This is a genomic window from uncultured Flavobacterium sp. (assembly GCF_963925415.1).
Taxonomy (GTDB): domain Bacteria; phylum Bacteroidota; class Bacteroidia; order Flavobacteriales; family Flavobacteriaceae; genus Flavobacterium.
On sequence record NZ_CAWUTS010000061.1, the window covers coordinates 1 to 15,344 of the forward strand.

General features: G+C 30.0%; 17 protein-coding genes. 12 read left to right on the forward strand and 5 right to left on the reverse strand.

Translation table 11 applies throughout. The annotated features are described in order from the left end of the window. The 4 genes from AABM47_RS04825 to AABM47_RS04840 form a co-directional block, all read right to left on the reverse strand. Positions 1-1,272 (reverse strand): M3 family metallopeptidase (locus tag AABM47_RS04825; RefSeq protein ID WP_338409794.1); only part of this gene is annotated, 1,272 nt, incomplete at its 3' end. A gap of 67 nt (positions 1,273-1,339) precedes the next feature. Then, entirely contained in the window at positions 1,340-1,822 is a 483-nt protein-coding gene (gene purE / locus AABM47_RS04830; RefSeq protein WP_338409795.1) for a 5-(carboxyamino)imidazole ribonucleotide mutase, read from the reverse strand. Positions 1,823-1,969: 147 nt separating this feature from the next. Continuing rightward, a complete protein-coding gene (locus AABM47_RS04835) occupies positions 1,970-3,127 on the reverse strand; it encodes a 5-(carboxyamino)imidazole ribonucleotide synthase (protein WP_338409796.1) in 1,158 nt (385 codons plus the stop codon). A 51-nt stretch (positions 3,128-3,178) separates the two neighbouring features. Then, complete coding sequence (locus AABM47_RS04840) at positions 3,179-3,721, reverse strand: hypothetical protein (RefSeq protein WP_338409797.1); 543 nt, start codon at positions 3,719-3,721, stop codon at positions 3,179-3,181. Positions 3,722-3,875: 154 nt separating this feature from the next. Here AABM47_RS04840 and AABM47_RS04845 point away from each other — a divergent pair, with 154 nt between their 5' ends. The 12 genes from AABM47_RS04845 (at position 3,876) to AABM47_RS04900 (ending at position 14,424) form a co-directional block, all read left to right on the forward strand. After that, entirely contained in the window at positions 3,876-4,994 is a 1,119-nt protein-coding gene (locus tag AABM47_RS04845; protein WP_338409798.1) for an adenylate kinase, read from the forward strand. A 145-nt stretch (positions 4,995-5,139) separates the two neighbouring features. Beyond that, positions 5,140-6,138 (forward strand): GTPase ObgE, encoded by a 999-nt coding sequence (gene obgE, locus AABM47_RS04850; RefSeq protein WP_338409799.1) that lies wholly within the window; start codon positions 5,140-5,142, stop codon positions 6,136-6,138. Between the two features lie 101 nt (positions 6,139-6,239). Further along, positions 6,240-7,478 (forward strand): zinc-dependent metalloprotease, encoded by a 1,239-nt coding sequence (locus tag AABM47_RS04855; RefSeq protein WP_338409800.1) that lies wholly within the window; start codon positions 6,240-6,242, stop codon positions 7,476-7,478. A 184-nt stretch (positions 7,479-7,662) separates the two neighbouring features. Beyond that, complete coding sequence (locus tag AABM47_RS04860) at positions 7,663-7,935, forward strand: hypothetical protein (protein ID WP_338409801.1); 273 nt, start codon at positions 7,663-7,665, stop codon at positions 7,933-7,935. Between the two features lie 53 nt (positions 7,936-7,988). Further along, positions 7,989-8,357, forward strand: coding sequence for a hypothetical protein (locus AABM47_RS04865; protein WP_338409802.1), 369 nt, complete (start codon positions 7,989-7,991; stop codon positions 8,355-8,357). 76 nt (positions 8,358-8,433) lie between these two features. Next, the gene (locus AABM47_RS04870; RefSeq protein ID WP_338409803.1) at positions 8,434-9,789 is read left to right on the forward strand and encodes a Mur ligase family protein; all 1,356 of its coding nucleotides are present in this window, start codon (positions 8,434-8,436) and stop codon (positions 9,787-9,789) included. 111 nt (positions 9,790-9,900) lie between these two features. After that, positions 9,901-10,590 (forward strand): DNA repair protein RadC, encoded by a 690-nt coding sequence (gene radC / locus AABM47_RS04875; protein ID WP_338409804.1) that lies wholly within the window; start codon positions 9,901-9,903, stop codon positions 10,588-10,590. Positions 10,591-10,663: 73 nt separating this feature from the next. After that, a complete protein-coding gene (locus AABM47_RS04880) occupies positions 10,664-11,293 on the forward strand; it encodes an ATP-binding cassette domain-containing protein (RefSeq protein ID WP_338409805.1) in 630 nt (209 codons plus the stop codon). Further along, positions 11,290-12,549, forward strand: a complete 1,260-nt coding sequence (locus AABM47_RS04885; protein WP_338409806.1) for an FtsX-like permease family protein — start codon at positions 11,290-11,292, stop codon at positions 12,547-12,549. The genes AABM47_RS04880 and AABM47_RS04885 overlap by 4 nt, the downstream gene beginning before the upstream one ends. Further along, entirely contained in the window at positions 12,542-13,024 is a 483-nt protein-coding gene (locus tag AABM47_RS04890; RefSeq protein WP_338409807.1) for a hypothetical protein, read from the forward strand. Before AABM47_RS04885 ends, AABM47_RS04890 begins: the two co-directional genes overlap by 8 nt. A 1-nt stretch (position 13,025) precedes the next feature. Beyond that, positions 13,026-13,712 carry a YjjG family noncanonical pyrimidine nucleotidase gene (locus AABM47_RS04895; RefSeq protein WP_338409808.1) on the forward strand — a complete coding sequence of 229 codons (687 nt, stop codon included), beginning with the start codon at positions 13,026-13,028 and terminating at the stop codon, positions 13,710-13,712. A 1-nt stretch (position 13,713) separates the two neighbouring features. After that, the gene (locus tag AABM47_RS04900; RefSeq protein WP_338409809.1) at positions 13,714-14,424 is read left to right on the forward strand and encodes a hypothetical protein; all 711 of its coding nucleotides are present in this window, start codon (positions 13,714-13,716) and stop codon (positions 14,422-14,424) included. Between the two features lie 244 nt (positions 14,425-14,668). On the opposite strand, the gene AABM47_RS04905 is transcribed toward AABM47_RS04900, so the two are convergent. Continuing rightward, on the reverse strand, positions 14,669-15,037 hold the full coding sequence (locus AABM47_RS04905; protein WP_338409810.1) for a helix-turn-helix transcriptional regulator: 369 nt from the start codon (positions 15,035-15,037) through the stop codon (positions 14,669-14,671). Positions 15,038-15,344 lie beyond the last annotated feature (307 nt).

Here is a 15,344-nt window from a genome sequence, read left to right on the forward strand (position 1 = left end):
AGAAGTCATCCAAGCACCATTTCGTTTGCCTTTTCTTGGAAAAAAATCAGCATAAAATAAGGCAACTAATTCATCATTTTCGTCTTTTACTTCATAGGTTATTACATCTTTGTGGTATTTATCTATATCAAAAATTTCGATGAATGATAATCCATATAATTTTTCGGCAATGCTGAAAGCTCCCTTTAAAACATTTTCTAATTGAAAGTAAGGTTTTAGTTTTTCATCGTCTAAACTGAATAATTTTTGTTTCAATTTTTCAGAATAATAGGTTCCGTCCCATTTTTCTAGGGTTTCAATTCCGTCTAGTTCTTTTGCGAAAGCGGAAAGTTGGGCAAATTCTTTTTCTGCTGCTGGTTTGGCTTTTTTTAATAAATCATTTAAAAAGGACGTAACTTTTTCAGGGTTTTGAGCCATTCGCTCTTCCAAAACAAAATGCGAATGTGTTTTGTAGCCTAATAAATTAGCTCTTTCGAAACGCAATTGGGTAATTTGCAGTACATTAGATTCATTGTTAAACTCGTTGTCTTGAAAGGCTTTTTTTCCTGCAGCTATGGCCAGTTTTTTTCGCAACTCACGATTGTCAGCGTAAGTTAAAAACGGAATATAACTGGGATGGTCTAATGTAAAAATCCAACCTTTAATATTTTTATTTTTTGCTAAAGATTTTGCAGCTTCTTTTGTACCATCTGGTAAACCGCTCAATTCTTTTTCGTTGGTAATATGCAACTGATAATTATTAGTTTCAGCCAAAACATGTTCTCCATAAGTCAATTTTAGTTTGGCTAACTGGCTGTCAATTTTACGTAAACGTGTTTTTTTGTCTTCTGAAAGTAGTGCGCCATTTCTGGCAAAACCTTTATATTTTTTGTCTAAAAGAGTTGTTTGTTCGGCGCTTAAAGTCAGGTTTTCTTTTTGGTCATAAATGGCTTTTATACGTTTAAACAAATCTTTGTTTAAGGTAATATCGTTGCTAAATTCGGTTAGAAGTGGCGAAACTTCTTGTGCAATTTTTTGCATTTCATCAGAAGTTTCTGCCGAATTTAGGTTAAAAAATATAGATGACAATCTATCCAATGCATCTCCAGAAAAGTCTAACGCTTCAATAGTGTTTTTAAAAGTTGGTGCTTCTAAATTGTTTAATATTGCATCGATTTCGGATTTTGCAGCTGCTATATTTTTTAAAAAAGCAGGTTGGTAATCAGCCATTTTTATTTTTAAAAAAGGAGCCGAATTGTATTTTGTGTTAAACTTTTGTGTTAAACTTTTCATATAGATATTAAACTAAACCCCTTTCAGGTTTTGAAACGCTGAAAGGGTTATTTTAAGAAAATGGTTTTTATTTTTTTAGTTCTTGAGATGACTTAATTACTGCTTCTTTAAGACTTTCTTTATAGAAAACAATTTTGTCTAATACACACTTATCTGAAATGCCTATGATTTGAGCCGCAAGAATTCCAGCATTTTTTGCACCATTTAAGGCAACAGTTGCCACAGGAACACCGCCAGGCATTTGAAGTATTGACAAAACGGAATCCCAACCGTCAATAGAGTTGCTCGATTTTATAGGAACACCAATTACAGGCAGTGGTGACATTGAGGCCACCATTCCTGGTAAATGTGCAGCACCACCTGCTCCAGCAATTATAACTGACACCCCTCTAGTGTGGGCATTTTTACTAAAATCAAATAATTTTTCGGGAGTTCTGTGTGCCGAAACTATATCTACTTCGATTTCAATATCAAATCCGTTTAAGATGTCAATAGCATCTTGCATTACTGGCAAATCAGATTTTGAACCCATTATGATGGCTACTTTCATTTGGTATGTTTAAAAGTTATTTGGTTTAAAATTTAATCGTTTTTTATTTCATTTATATAAATCTTCTTATAATAAAATATAATTTAGTAAATGGCCTTATCATTTTTATAAGCAAATGCTTAAGTGTAAAACACTATTTAAAACCAGTTATTGAATGCTAATTACTCGAATGCTGTTTTTTACATCTTGTGCGATTTTTCGGGCTTCCTCCATATTTTCATTTACTATGGTAACGTGTCCCATTTTTCTAAAAGCACGTGTTTGCCTTTTTCCGTATATATGTGGAGTAACACCGTCAATTGCCATTATTTTTTCAATGTTTTCATACACAACTTGTCCTTCGTATCCTTCTTCGCCAACCAAATTAACCATAATTCCAGCAACTTTGCTAGCGGTATTTCCTAAAGGTAAATTTAATATGGCACGTAAATGATTCTCAAATTGTGAGGTGTAACTTGCTTCTATTGAATAATGACCCGAGTTGTGAGGTCTGGGTGCAACTTCGTTTACCAATATTTCATCGTTTTCTGTTTGAAACATTTCTACTGCTAATAACCCAACATGGTTAAAACTTTCAGAAACATTCAAAGCAATTTCAACGGCTTTTTTGGCAACTTTTGCATTAATTCTGGCAGGGCAAATTACATATTCTACCTGATTTGCTTCAGGATGAAACTCCATTTCAACTACTGGATATGTTTTTACTTCTCCACTAGGATTTCTGACAACAATAACAGCCAATTCGTTTTTAAAAGGTACCAAAGCCTCTGCAATGCATTCTACGTCGGGAAGTTTGACTAAATCTATGGCTGAGCGACAAACTTTTACGCCATTACCATCATAGCCAAATTGAGCGCATTTCCATACAAACGGAAATTCTAATTCTTCGGTTCTTAAAGTGTTTTTTAAATCATTTAAATCAACAAAACGAAAGTGTTTTGAGGTAGGTATGCCATTTTCGACATAAAAATCTTTCTGTTTTCCTTTGTTTTGAATTAACCTCAATGTTTTAGGCGACGGAAAAACAGCTAATCCTTCCTCTTCTAATTTGTCTAGGGCATCAAGGTTTACGTTTTCGATTTCAATAGTCAATACGTTTACCATTTTACCAAATTTATAAACCGTGTCATAGTCCATAAGGCTTCCTTTAAAGAAAGCGTTACAAGCATAACGCGCAGGGGCTTCGTCACTAGGGTCAAGTACTAATGTTTGGATGTCAAATTTTCGGGTGTCTGCCAAAAGCATTTTGCCTAATTGACCTCCGCCTAAAACCCCTAGTTTAAAATCAGAAGAAAAATAATTCATTATTATCAGTTTATGCAAAGATATAAATTACAATTTTTAAAAGCTAAAAACTTAAATTTTCTTCAAAATGTTTCGTGCACAAGTTTGATATGCTGCCGAGTGGTTAAAAGCATCTTGTGTAATTATTGGCTTTAATTCTTCATAAATCCAGTTGTATTTTTTGCCTAAAAAAAATAAGGCCTTCATGGCATATACTTTTGCGGCTACTTTTTCATTTTGAATTAAACGATCTATAAGGGCTTCTATAAGATTATGTTCTTGATCTTTAGTTAGTTCAATTCCGTTTTTTCGATTATTGCTTTTTGCCAAAAACAGGCAAATTTTTGTAGCGGGTCGCAGGGCAGAATCTTCTTTTATTAAGGGTAAAATTTTACAAAATGAATCAAGATAAGGTACAAGTAATTTTATTCTATTTTTAGATACCAATTCCAAAGACCAAAAAGCTTTTATGTGATTTTCGTGTGTGGTGTCAAAAGCGATTGCAATTAATTCGGATAAGTTTTCATTGTTTTTTATGGCAAAATTACAAACGGTTATCTTGCTTTTTTTGTAGGCTGTACTTTGATTTATTTTGTTATACATTTCAGACTTCATATGTTTTATAGCTTTTTAGATCTGTTTTTGTTGAATCAAAAGTGCTTCAAGTATTTTTTTTGTGTAAATATATCAATTTTACAAAAAAAATGTAATACTTACTTCTTAATACTTTTTTCTTTACTAAATTTACGCTTTTATTTTTAAATCATCGATGATACAATTACACGACAAATATTTTCAACTTTTTATTTCTTCACAGGAAATAGATTTTGCTGTTCAAAACATGGCAAAACAATTAGAAGATGATTTTATTGACGAAGTTCCAGTTTTTATTGGAGTATTAAACGGTTCATTTAAAGTGATTGCTGATTTGATGAAATATTATAGAGGTAAATGTGAAGTGAGTTTTGTAAAACTAACATCTTATGAAGGTACTCAATCTACTAATCAAGTAAAACAATTAATTGGTTTAAACCAAAGTTTAGAAGGCAGAACAGTTGTAATTGTAGAAGATATTGTTGATACTGGAAACACAGTTGAAGAATTGAAAACTATTTTTAAAGAAAAAAATGTTAAACATTTAAAAATTGCAACTTTATTTTTTAAACCAGATGCGTATAAAAAAGACATAAAATTAGATTACATAGGAATGCGAATTCCAGATAAATTTATTGTTGGTTATGGATTAGACTACAATGAATTAGGAAGAAATTTACCAGATGTATATCAATTAAAACGTACAAATTCAAATATAGAAATGATTCACATAGTTTTATTCGGAAAACCAGGAGCAGGAAAAGGAACTCAAGCCGATTTTTTAAAAGAAAAATATAATTTAGTACACCTTTCAACAGGAGATATTTTTAGATTCAACATTAAAAACGATACTGAACTAGGTCAATTAGCTAAAACCTACATGGACAAAGGTGATTTGGTTCCTGATGAGGTTACAATAAAAATGTTAGAAAATGAAGTAAATAAAAATCCAGAAGCAAAAGGGTTTTTGTTTGATGGATTTCCGAGAACAATTGCCCAAGCTCAAGCCTTAGATGCTTTTTTATCTTCAAAAAATCAAAAAATTACAGCTACGATTGCTTTAGAAGCTGATGATGAAATTTTAGTACAACGTTTGTTAGAACGAGGAAAAACATCTGGCAGACCAGATGATCAAGACGAGAATAAAATTAGAAATCGTTACGACGAATACAATCAAAAAACAGCTCCTTTAATGGATTTTTATAAAGCACAAAATAAATTTAAATCTGTTGATGGTATAGGTAAAATAGAAGAGGTCACTAAACGATTGAGTGAAGTTTTAGATCGTTTATAATTGCATTAAAATTTATAATAAGGCCTTACTCGTTTTTAAAACTTGTAAGGTCTTTTTTTTATGTTATAAATTGATACCTTTGCAAAAATTAAAAACATAAGTTTGGAGTCTTTATAACTTCAAACTTTTAACTTCAAACTTTGTTATGACTGAAGGAAATTTTGTCGACTACGTAAAAATATATATATCTTCTGGAAAAGGAGGAAAAGGATCATCGCATTTACATAGAGAAAAATTTATTGAAAAGGGTGGGCCAGATGGTGGAGATGGAGGTCGTGGCGGACATGTTTATGTAAAAGGAAACAAAAATCTTTGGACTTTATTTAGTTTAAAATTTCTGCGTCATGTAAAAGCAGGTCATGGTGGTGATGGAGGAAGCTCCAGAAGTTCAGGTTCTGACGGTGATGATAAGTACATTGAAGTGCCCCTTGGAACCATAGTAAAAGATAAAGAAACAGGTGATGTTTTATTTGAAATTACGGATCATAATGAGACCAAAATCATAGCAAAAGGAGGTAAAGGAGGACTAGGAAACTGGAATTTTAGAAATTCAGTAAATCAAACACCACGTTACGCTCAACCCGGAATGCCAGTTGAAGAAGTTGATATTATTTTAGAATTAAAAGTATTAGCTGATGTAGGTTTAGTAGGCTTTCCAAATGCAGGAAAATCAACATTACTTTCGGTGTTAACTTCGGCAAAGCCTAAAATAGCAGATTATGCCTTTACTACACTTAAACCTAATTTAGGAATTGTAGCCTATAGAGATTTTCAATCGTTTGTAATTGCTGATATACCAGGAATCATTGAAGGAGCAGCTGAAGGAAAAGGCCTTGGGCATTACTTTTTACGCCATATTGAACGAAACTCAACGTTGTTGTTTTTAGTTCCAGCTGATGCTGATGATATTAAAAAAGAATATGATGTTTTATTAGATGAATTACGTAGATATAATCCTGAAATGCTTGACAAAGATAAATTATTGGTAATTTCTAAATCGGACATGCTTGATGATGAATTAAAAGTAGAATTAAAATTACAACTAGATAGCGATTTTAAGGATATACCCTACATGTTCATTTCTTCATTAGCCAATCAAGGATTAACGGAATTGAAGGATAAATTGTGGAAAATGTTGAATTAACTAAAGAACATGATATTTTTTTTAACACTTGTTTAAAAATTAACACATAAAATTAACACATATTGGTTTTTTTTGTATTTTTATAAAAAAAATATAAAAGCATGAATACAAAATTACTCATCCTATTATTAGTTTCATTTCAATTTTGCACAGCACAGCAGAGAACTTGTGGTTTGGAAGAAAAAATGGAAGAAATGCTTTCTAATCCAATATTAAGAGAGCAGTATGAAGTTCAAATTGCAAAATCACAATTAGAATTAGATCGTTTAGAAAACAATTCTTTAAGAACCTCATCACCACAAACAACTTTTAAAATACCTGTAGCAGTTCATTATCCGGATGGATTAAATGTTAATAGAGTATGTTTAGTAGCTTTAGCGCAAAGCCAAATAGATATTTTAAACGCAGATTATAATGCTTCTAATACAGATATGTCTACTTGGATATATACTACAGGGGCTTACTTTCCTGGAATAGTGCCAGGATCTATTGATATTGAATTTGTTTTAGCAACTCAAAACCATCCTGTTGGTTTTGATGCAAATTTGCTCAACGGACAGCCCGCTGTTACAATTGGATATGATTTTGCTCAACTTTCAGATTATAATTCAAACTGGGCAGGGTATTTAAACATTGTTGTAAAAGCTCTTAATAATGGTGTCCTAGGATATGCTTACTTAGCCTCAAGCCCAGCAAATGGCTCGGCTGTTTTTATTTCTATAAATGCTTTTGGTTCTGGTGTAGGTTGTGTAGGTCACGTTCCTACTGGATCTTTTAATTTAGGAAGAACCCTAACACATGAATTAGGACACTATATGAATTTACATCATATATGGGGAGATGCATCTTGTGGTAATGATCAAGTGGCAGATACTCCTCAACATAACACTTCAAATCTTGGATGCCCAAATATCAATCACTATTCTACTTGTACAGGCACACCAAAGGAGTTAACAATGAACTATATGGATTATTCGAATGATGTTTGTATGTATATGTTTACTAGTGGTCAAGCCACTAGAAGTCTTGCTCACTTGAATACCATTTATAGCAGTTTTAATCAAGGAACCTTGTTTAACGATCTAATTGAAAAAAACAACTTTTCTATTTATCCAAACCCAAATCAAGGTTCATTTGAACTTAAATTAAGTAATTTTATTAACAATGATTATTCTGTAGAAATTTTAGACAATTTTGGAAGAGTGATTTATGAAAAAAACTTTAAATTAGCGAGCGGTTTAGTTCAAAATATTAATGTTGAAAATGCTTCAACTGGAGTTTACTTCGTAAAATTTAAAAGTCAAGATGTTGTTGTAACAAAAAAAATAAATATTAAATAATTAATTTCAATAGTAATCTAAAAAAGACTTTTTAAAATTTAGAAAGTCTTTTTTAGGTTAAATAGCAAGCATAAAAGCCCAATTACTGTTAAAACATGTACTCTTTTTTTTAAAAGCAGTAAATATTTTAAAATTATAAGTTATTCATAAATCAAATTCTTATTTTTGGAATTAATTATTGGGAATGAAAAACTTTTTATTTTTATTATTGTTAAGTATTCAATTTGGATTTTCTCAAACTACCTTAGAAAAGGCAGAAAAGCTATATGCTGATAATAAATTATTAGAAGCAAAAGAAATGTTTTCGAGTTATTTAGCATCCAATCCAAATCAGCCTAAATGCATTGAATATTTAGGCGATATAGCAGGAAAATTAGAGCAGTGGGATGAAGCTATAAAACAGTATGATGCCTTAAAAACATTATTTCCAAAAATGCTAATTATTATTATAAATTAGGAGGGGCTATGGGCATGAAGGCTAAAAGCGTTAATAAGTTTAAAGCTTTAGGCATGATAGATAAAGTAGAAAGCACTTTTTTAACCGCTACAAAATTAGATGCAAAACACATAGACTCTCGTTTAGCTTTAGTAATGTTTTATCTTGAGTTACCAGCAATTGTTGGAGGAAGCGAAACTAAAGCTCAAAAATTTGCTGCAGAGATCATGAATATTTCTTTAGTTGAGGGATATTTAACAAAAGGGTATATAGATGTTTATTTTGATCGGTATCATGAGGCATTAACAAATTATTCAAAAGCATATAAAATAGAAAATTCACAAAAAACATACGAAAGATTATATGATTTATATTTGAATAAAATGCAACATAAATCAAAAGCAAGACAATTAAAAGAAGAATATTATAAATTAGGTAAATAGGTTTGTTTTTAGAGTTATATAGGTGTTGTGCCAAATCTCTTAGAACTTTAACCACTTAGAACTTTAACCATTTTAAATGAGAACACATTTTATTGCCATCGGCGGAGCTGCCATGCACAATTTAGCTCTAGCATTACACAACAAAGGATATCAAGTTACGGGGAGTGATGACGCTATTTTTGAACCTTCAAAGTCAAGATTAGATAAAAAAGGATTATTGCCCCATGAAATGGGTTGGTTTCCCAAAAACATAACTTCAGACATTGAAGCCATTATTTTGGGAATGCATGCAAAAGTAGACAATCCTGAATTGTTAAAAGCTCAAAAATTAGGTTTGAAAATTTATTCATATCCCGAATTTTTGTATGAACAATCTAAAAACAAAACTCGAGTTGTAATTGGAGGTTCACATGGAAAAACTACAATAACATCCATGATTTTACATGTAATGCACTTTCATAATATCGAAGTGGATTATATGGTTGGAGCCCAATTGGAAGGCTTTGAAACAATGGTTCATCTAACACACGAAAATGATTTTATAGTTTTAGAAGGCGATGAATATTTGTCTTCTCCAATAGATAGACGTCCAAAATTTCATTTATATCAACCTAATATAGCCTTAATTTCTGGCATTGCTTGGGACCATATAAATGTATTTCCTACAGTTGACAATTATGAAGAACAGTTTGCTATTTTTGTAAACCTAATAACAAAAGGTGGTATTATAGTCTATAATGAAGAAGATCAAGCGGTAAAAAACGTCGTTGAAGCAACTCAAAATACCATAAGAAAATTAGCATATCAAACACCAAATTACAAGATCGTAAACGGCGTAACATTGTTAGAAACTCCAGAAGGGTCAATGCCAATTGAGGTTTTTGGGGCTCATAATTTAAATAATTTAGCTGGAGCTAAATGGATTTGTCAAAACATGGGTGTTGATGAGGCTGACTTTTATGAAGCCATTGCTACTTTTAAAGGTGCAAGTAAACGTTTAGAAAAAATTGCTGAAAGTAAAAATAAAGTAGCTTATAAAGATTTTGCTCATTCACCAAGCAAGGTTTCGGCAACAACAAAAGCAGTAAAAAATCAATATCCAGACAGAAAATTAATAGCTTGTTTAGAATTGCATACCTATTCAAGTTTGAATGCTGAATTTTTAAAAGAATATCAAGGAGCATTAGATGCAGCAGATATAGCTGTAGTTTTTTATTCGCCAGATGCAGTAAAAATTAAGCAATTAGAAGAAGTAACTTATGACCAAATTGCACAATCATTCCAAAGGGATGATTTAATTATTTATACCAATCCAAAACAGTTTAAAGAGTTCTTATTTGCTCAAAATTTTGATAATGCTGCTTTATTATTGATGAGTTCGGGTAATTATGGTGGATTGGATTTTGAGGAAGTGAAAGAGTTGATGGGATAATTTACTTGAATAAAAAAAGACAGAAACATCTTAAAAAAAAGTTACTGTTTTTATTTTGAAATTTGTATAAAATTAATTTACTTAGAACTTTAATTATAAGCCATATAAATCATGTACACACCAATTAACCAATGGGCAGAAGACGATCGCCCACGTGAAAAATTTCTATTAAAAGGAAAATCTTCCTTATCTGATTCTGAATTATTAGCTATTTTAATTGGATCTGGTTCTCGCAATGAGAGTGCTGTACAATTATGCCAACGCATTTTAGCATCTACAAATAATAATTTAAATCAATTAGGAAAAATCTCGATTAATGAGCTAACATCATTTAAAGGGATTGGAGAGGCAAAAGCCATATCTATTGCTGCAGCTTTAGAATTAGGCAGACGACGAAGAGCAGAAGAGGCGGTACAATTTACTAAAATTTCTTCAAGTAAAATGGTTTTTGAAATCATGCAACCGATTATAGGAGAACTTCCTCATGAGGAATTTTGGGTTTTGTACCTCAATAACTCTAACAAAATAATTTATAAAAGTCAGCTTTCGAAAGGAGGAATAACAGGTACAGTTGTAGATGTACGGTTGATTTTCAAAACAGCATTTGAATATAATGCTACTTCAATTATCTTAACACACAACCATCCTTCAGGAAAATTAGGAGCTAGTGAAGCTGATATTCAAATTACAAAAAAAATTAGAGAGGCATCCAAACATCTAGAAGTTCAAGTATTAGACCATATTATTATCACAGAACATGGGTATTATAGCTTTATGGATGAAGGAATATTTACTGATTAATTTAAATAATTATTAAGAAATATATACATTTCAAATACTTATCTTGCAATTTCAAAATTTAGGATGTTTAAAAATGATAAGTACTAAGCACATTACATTTCAATACCCAAACGGCGAATTGTTTCACATGCCCGATATATTTTGCACGGCAGGAAATACCCTTTTAATTACAGGAAATTCAGGTAGAGGTAAAACGACCTATTTGCATATTTTGGCAGGAATATTACGTCCAAAATCTGGTGAAATAGAAATTGACAATACAAATACCGTAGCGTTGTCTGAAAGAAAAAATGATTTTTTTAGAGGAAAAAATATTGGTATTGTTTTTCAAAAACCCTATTTTATTGCTTCTTTAAATGTTTTAGAAAATTTGGAAATGACAAGTTGGTTGGCAAATGGAAATAAAAATTCGATTACCGCCAATAAATTATTAAGCGAATTAGGTTTGTTTGAGTATGCGTCCAAATTGCTTTCTCAATTAAGTGTTGGTCAACAACAACGATTTTCTATTGCAAGAGCCTTAATCAATAAGCCTAAAGTTTTATTAGCAGACGAACCCACATCAAGTTTAGACGATAAAAATGCTGAAACGGTAATAGAATTACTAACCACTTTGTCTAAAGAATATAAAGCTGCTTTAATTATTGTTACTCATGACTCTAGAATAAAAAGTAAGTTTCACAATCAAATAACCATGATATGATAGCAAAGTTAGCTTGGAGAAATATATGGTTTAAACCTTTAAATACTATTTTGAGTATTGTATTATTGATGTCAAGTGTTGCAATTATTACCGTTTTAATTTTATTAGAAAAACAATTTGAAGAAAAATTTAGCAGTAATATAGATGGTGTAGACTTAGTAATGGGAGCACAAGGAAGTCCATTGCAATTAATACTTTCATCGGTATACCAAGTAGATGCTCCAACAGGCAATATAAGTTATGATGATGCAAAAGTATGGATGAATAGCCCTTTTGTTGAGAAAGCTATTCCCTTGGCCTTTGGAGACAACTATAGAGGTTTTAAAATTGTGGGAACAACTCCAGATTATTTAGAAAAATATGATGCTAAAATTTCAAAAGGAACCTTATTTGAACATAATTTTGAAGTTGTTTTAGGAAATGATATTGCTCAAAAATTAAGCATTAGAGTAGGAGACACCTTTTTTGGTTCTCATGGAGATGCAGCAGAAGGAGAGGTTCACGAAAATGAAGGTTATAAGGTTGTAGGAATTGCACAAAAAACAGGAAAAGTCGTTGACAATTTAATTTTATGTAATATTCCAAGTGTTTGGCAAATGCACGGAAGTCATAAGGAACAGGAAGTAGAAAAATCAGATAATCCTTCTCATGGAAATGAAGGGCATATTCGTCATGAACATGAAAATGATTTTACTATTGAAGAACCAGAAATGGAAATTACTGCTGTTTTATTTAAATTTAGAAACAAAATGGCTGTTGTAACATGGCCAAGAATCATTGCTCAAAATACTAAAATGCAGGTTGCTTCTCCAGCTATTGAAGTTAACAGATTGTTCAAATTATTTGGAATAGGTATTGATGCCTTGCTTTATTTAGCCTATGGAATTATGTTTATTTCTGGAATTTCAATTTTTATTGCCTTATTTAATACGTTAAAAGAACGTAAATTTGAATTTGCTTTATTGAGAGTTAGTGGTGCAGGACGGTTTAAATTATTGTCACTAGTAGTTATAGAAAGTCTTTTATTGTGTGTTGTAGGTTTTGTTTTTGGAACTATTCTTGGTAGGTTTGCATTGATGTTGCTTTCCGCTTCAACTGCAGATGATTTTAAAATGAGTTTTAATCCTTATGAATTTATTTGGGATAAAGAAGGAGTATTGTTTTTACTCACTATCTTAGTTGGCTTATTAGCAGCGTTAATTCCGGCTCTAAAAGCCTATAATTTAAATATATCAAAAACATTAGCAAATGGGTAAATTTATCAAAATTAGTATAGCTTTACTAGTTACTTTTTTCTTGTTCAGTTTTTCAAAATCAACAAAAAAAGAATTCAAAAGCACTTCAAAAATTACAGTTGAAGACACCTTAACGTGGAAATTATTAGGTAAAATTGATTACAGTAAAAAAACTGTAAAAGAATATGGAGAAGTTGATTTTCCGGTTGTTAATGATCAGTTAAAGGCATTAGGAAAAAAAACCGTAATTATAAGTGGATTCATTATTCCAATTGATTCAAAAAATTATGCAATTAGTAAAAATGTATTTGCTGCTTGTTTTTTTTGTGGAAAATCTGGTCCAGAGTCACTTGCAGGAATTAAGTTTAAAGGAGGAGGTTTGCCCAAATTAAATACAGATCAATACGTTACATTAAAAGGCACATTTAGATATAACGAAACCGACATTGAAGATTGGATTTATCATATTGATGACGCTGAAATTGTAAAAAAATAAGATGTATAAACACAAAAAACACCTATTCTTTGATTTAGATCACACGTTATGGGATTTTGATAAAAACTCGGGTTTTGCCTTCGATACTATTTTTAAAAATCATAAATTAAAAATTTCAGTTCAAGAGTTTTTAAAGATTTACATGCCTCGAAACCAATATTATTGGAAGCTGTATCAAGTTAATAAAATTTCACACGAAGATTTAAGATATTATCGATTAAAAGATGTTTTCGATGCTTTAAAATTTGACATTTCTGAAGATTTAATTCATCAATTATCAGAAGATTACATTACTTATTTGCCCGAATACAATCATCTTTTTGATGGAGCTATAGAGTTATTAGAGTATCTAAAGCCTAATTATATTTTGCATATTATTACCAATGGTTTTAGTCAAGTTCAAGATAAAAAGTTAACTAATTCTAATATTGGCCATTATTTTGAAACCATAACTAATTCTGAAATGGCTGGACAAAAAAAACCAAATCCTATTATTTTTGAATATGCATTGCGTGTTGCTAATGCTTCAAAAGAGGATAGTATTATGATTGGCGATAGCTTTGAAGCTGATGTTTTAGGAGCTTTAGATTTTGGCATGGATGCCATTTATTTTAATGAAGGAAAAATAAAAGTAAATCATGACGTGTTTCAAGTAAGTCATTTGTTAGAATTAAAAAATATATTATAAAATGAAAAAAATAGTAATCCTTTCTATGGTCTTGTTTTCAATGTTTTCATATGCTCAAGAAAACTACAAGGTTGTTATTATGTCAAAAAAGTTTGATTTTTTAAAAAAAGATAACCAATATAATTTAAACACCATGTGTAAGCTTTTTTTTGAGAAAGAAGGATTTACAGTTTATTATGACAGTGAAGTTTTGCCAAATGAAATAGCAAATAATAGATGTAATGCTTTAATTTTAAATTTAGTAGAAAATAATTCGATGTTTAGTACTAAAATTAAAGTTGAACTAAAAGATTGCCAAAACAATATCATTATTGCGAGTGAATTATTTGAAACAAGAGAAAAAGTTTACGATATAGCATATAATCAAGTTACACGTTTAGCTTTAAAATCGCTTGAAGGTTTTACAAAAGTTAAAAATTTATACCTTATCTCACAAGTAAATCCAATTCGTAAAGTAGAAGACAAACCTGCTCTTACTAACAAAGAACCTTCAATAAATTTATTGTCTGTTTGGTCTACAAAAAATGGATATCGATTAGTTAATAAACATGAAAAAATTATATATCAATTATTTAAAACATCAAACCCTATTGTTTTTATTGCTTTTAAAGATGACATTCAAGGTGTTTTTACTTTAAATGCTAAAAAATCTACTTTTGAAAGTTATCTTAATGATATTTTAGTTGTAGAAGCAGTTGAGGTAGAGTTTTAAAGTGCTATATTAAAAAAACAACATTCAATTAAATATTTTATTAGTAAGTTGTTATTTTATAAAATATTTTTTTCTCTTTTTGTTTTTAACTCTTAACTTTTTTTAAAACTGCGTTTTTTTTTTAAAATTTAATGTGATCTTTATCAGCTATTGTTATCACATTTCTTACTAATCTTATTAATTTAAAAGGTTTTCTTTTGGTCAGATGTTAATTATACATCTTTTCATTAATTATCTTTTATGCTTAATTCGTTTTAAATTCAATATTTATTTTTTCAACTAACCTTTTTAAAAATGCATTTTCTTCTTTTAAAGTTAATATATGATCTTTATCTGCATTTATTATGGTCTCTTTTTCGTCTATGTTAGAATAACTTTGAATTTCACTCATAGTTTTTTTATTATTTATTTCTATGCTTTCATCAATTAATTCTGCCACTGTAGTTTTAAGTATCCGAGCAATTTGTATTAAACGTGTTATCTTTATACGCTGATCTTCTTTTTCGAGTCGTGCATAACTTGGTTGTGTGATTCCTAGCTCCTGCGCTAAGTTTTCTTGAGATAATCCTTTTTTCTCTCTAATGTGTCTAATTTTGTATCCAATTATGTTCATAGTGTTAATATAATAATACAAATATATATATATATTATTTAAATTATGTGTTTTATTTATTTATTTTTAACTTTAAGTTAATTAATTTTACTTTATGAAGTTTTTTTATTGTCAAGTTAAATAAAAAATAAAGTTTTTTTACAAGCAATACCCTATTACATTAGGTATAATAAAAATAATTTATTTTTATTATGAATGCTATATTTTTTATTTTGTGATCATTATTCAATAATATGTTAAAAAATTTTTTATTTTCAAAATTTTTATTTTTTAGTATATAAGCTATTTTTAATAAATTTAGAACAAT

Excerpts from the sequence above, each read along its gene's own strand:
- purE (WP_338409795.1), bottom strand. The coding sequence starts at position 1,822 with ATGAAAGTAGCCATCATAATGGGTTCAAAATCTGATTTGCCAGTAATG.
- AABM47_RS04835 (WP_338409796.1), bottom strand. The coding sequence starts at position 3,127 with ATGAATTATTTTTCTTCTGATTTTAAACTAGGGGTTTTAGGCGGAGGT.
- AABM47_RS04840 (WP_338409797.1), bottom strand. The coding sequence starts at position 3,721 with ATGAAGTCTGAAATGTATAACAAAATAAATCAAAGTACAGCCTACAAA.
- AABM47_RS04845 (WP_338409798.1), top strand. The coding sequence starts at position 3,876 with ATGATACAATTACACGACAAATATTTTCAACTTTTTATTTCTTCACAG.
- obgE (WP_338409799.1), top strand. The coding sequence starts at position 5,140 with ATGACTGAAGGAAATTTTGTCGACTACGTAAAAATATATATATCTTCT.
- AABM47_RS04855 (WP_338409800.1), top strand. The coding sequence starts at position 6,240 with ATGAATACAAAATTACTCATCCTATTATTAGTTTCATTTCAATTTTGC.
- AABM47_RS04860 (WP_338409801.1), top strand. The coding sequence starts at position 7,663 with ATGAAAAACTTTTTATTTTTATTATTGTTAAGTATTCAATTTGGATTT.
- AABM47_RS04865 (WP_338409802.1), top strand. The coding sequence starts at position 7,989 with ATGATAGATAAAGTAGAAAGCACTTTTTTAACCGCTACAAAATTAGAT.
- AABM47_RS04870 (WP_338409803.1), top strand. The coding sequence starts at position 8,434 with ATGAGAACACATTTTATTGCCATCGGCGGAGCTGCCATGCACAATTTA.
- radC (WP_338409804.1), top strand. The coding sequence starts at position 9,901 with ATGTACACACCAATTAACCAATGGGCAGAAGACGATCGCCCACGTGAA.
- AABM47_RS04880 (WP_338409805.1), top strand. The coding sequence starts at position 10,664 with ATGATAAGTACTAAGCACATTACATTTCAATACCCAAACGGCGAATTG.
- AABM47_RS04885 (WP_338409806.1), top strand. The coding sequence starts at position 11,290 with ATGATAGCAAAGTTAGCTTGGAGAAATATATGGTTTAAACCTTTAAAT.
- AABM47_RS04890 (WP_338409807.1), top strand. The coding sequence starts at position 12,542 with ATGGGTAAATTTATCAAAATTAGTATAGCTTTACTAGTTACTTTTTTC.
- AABM47_RS04895 (WP_338409808.1), top strand. The coding sequence starts at position 13,026 with ATGTATAAACACAAAAAACACCTATTCTTTGATTTAGATCACACGTTA.
- AABM47_RS04900 (WP_338409809.1), top strand. The coding sequence starts at position 13,714 with ATGAAAAAAATAGTAATCCTTTCTATGGTCTTGTTTTCAATGTTTTCA.
- AABM47_RS04905 (WP_338409810.1), bottom strand. The coding sequence starts at position 15,037 with ATGAACATAATTGGATACAAAATTAGACACATTAGAGAGAAAAAAGGA.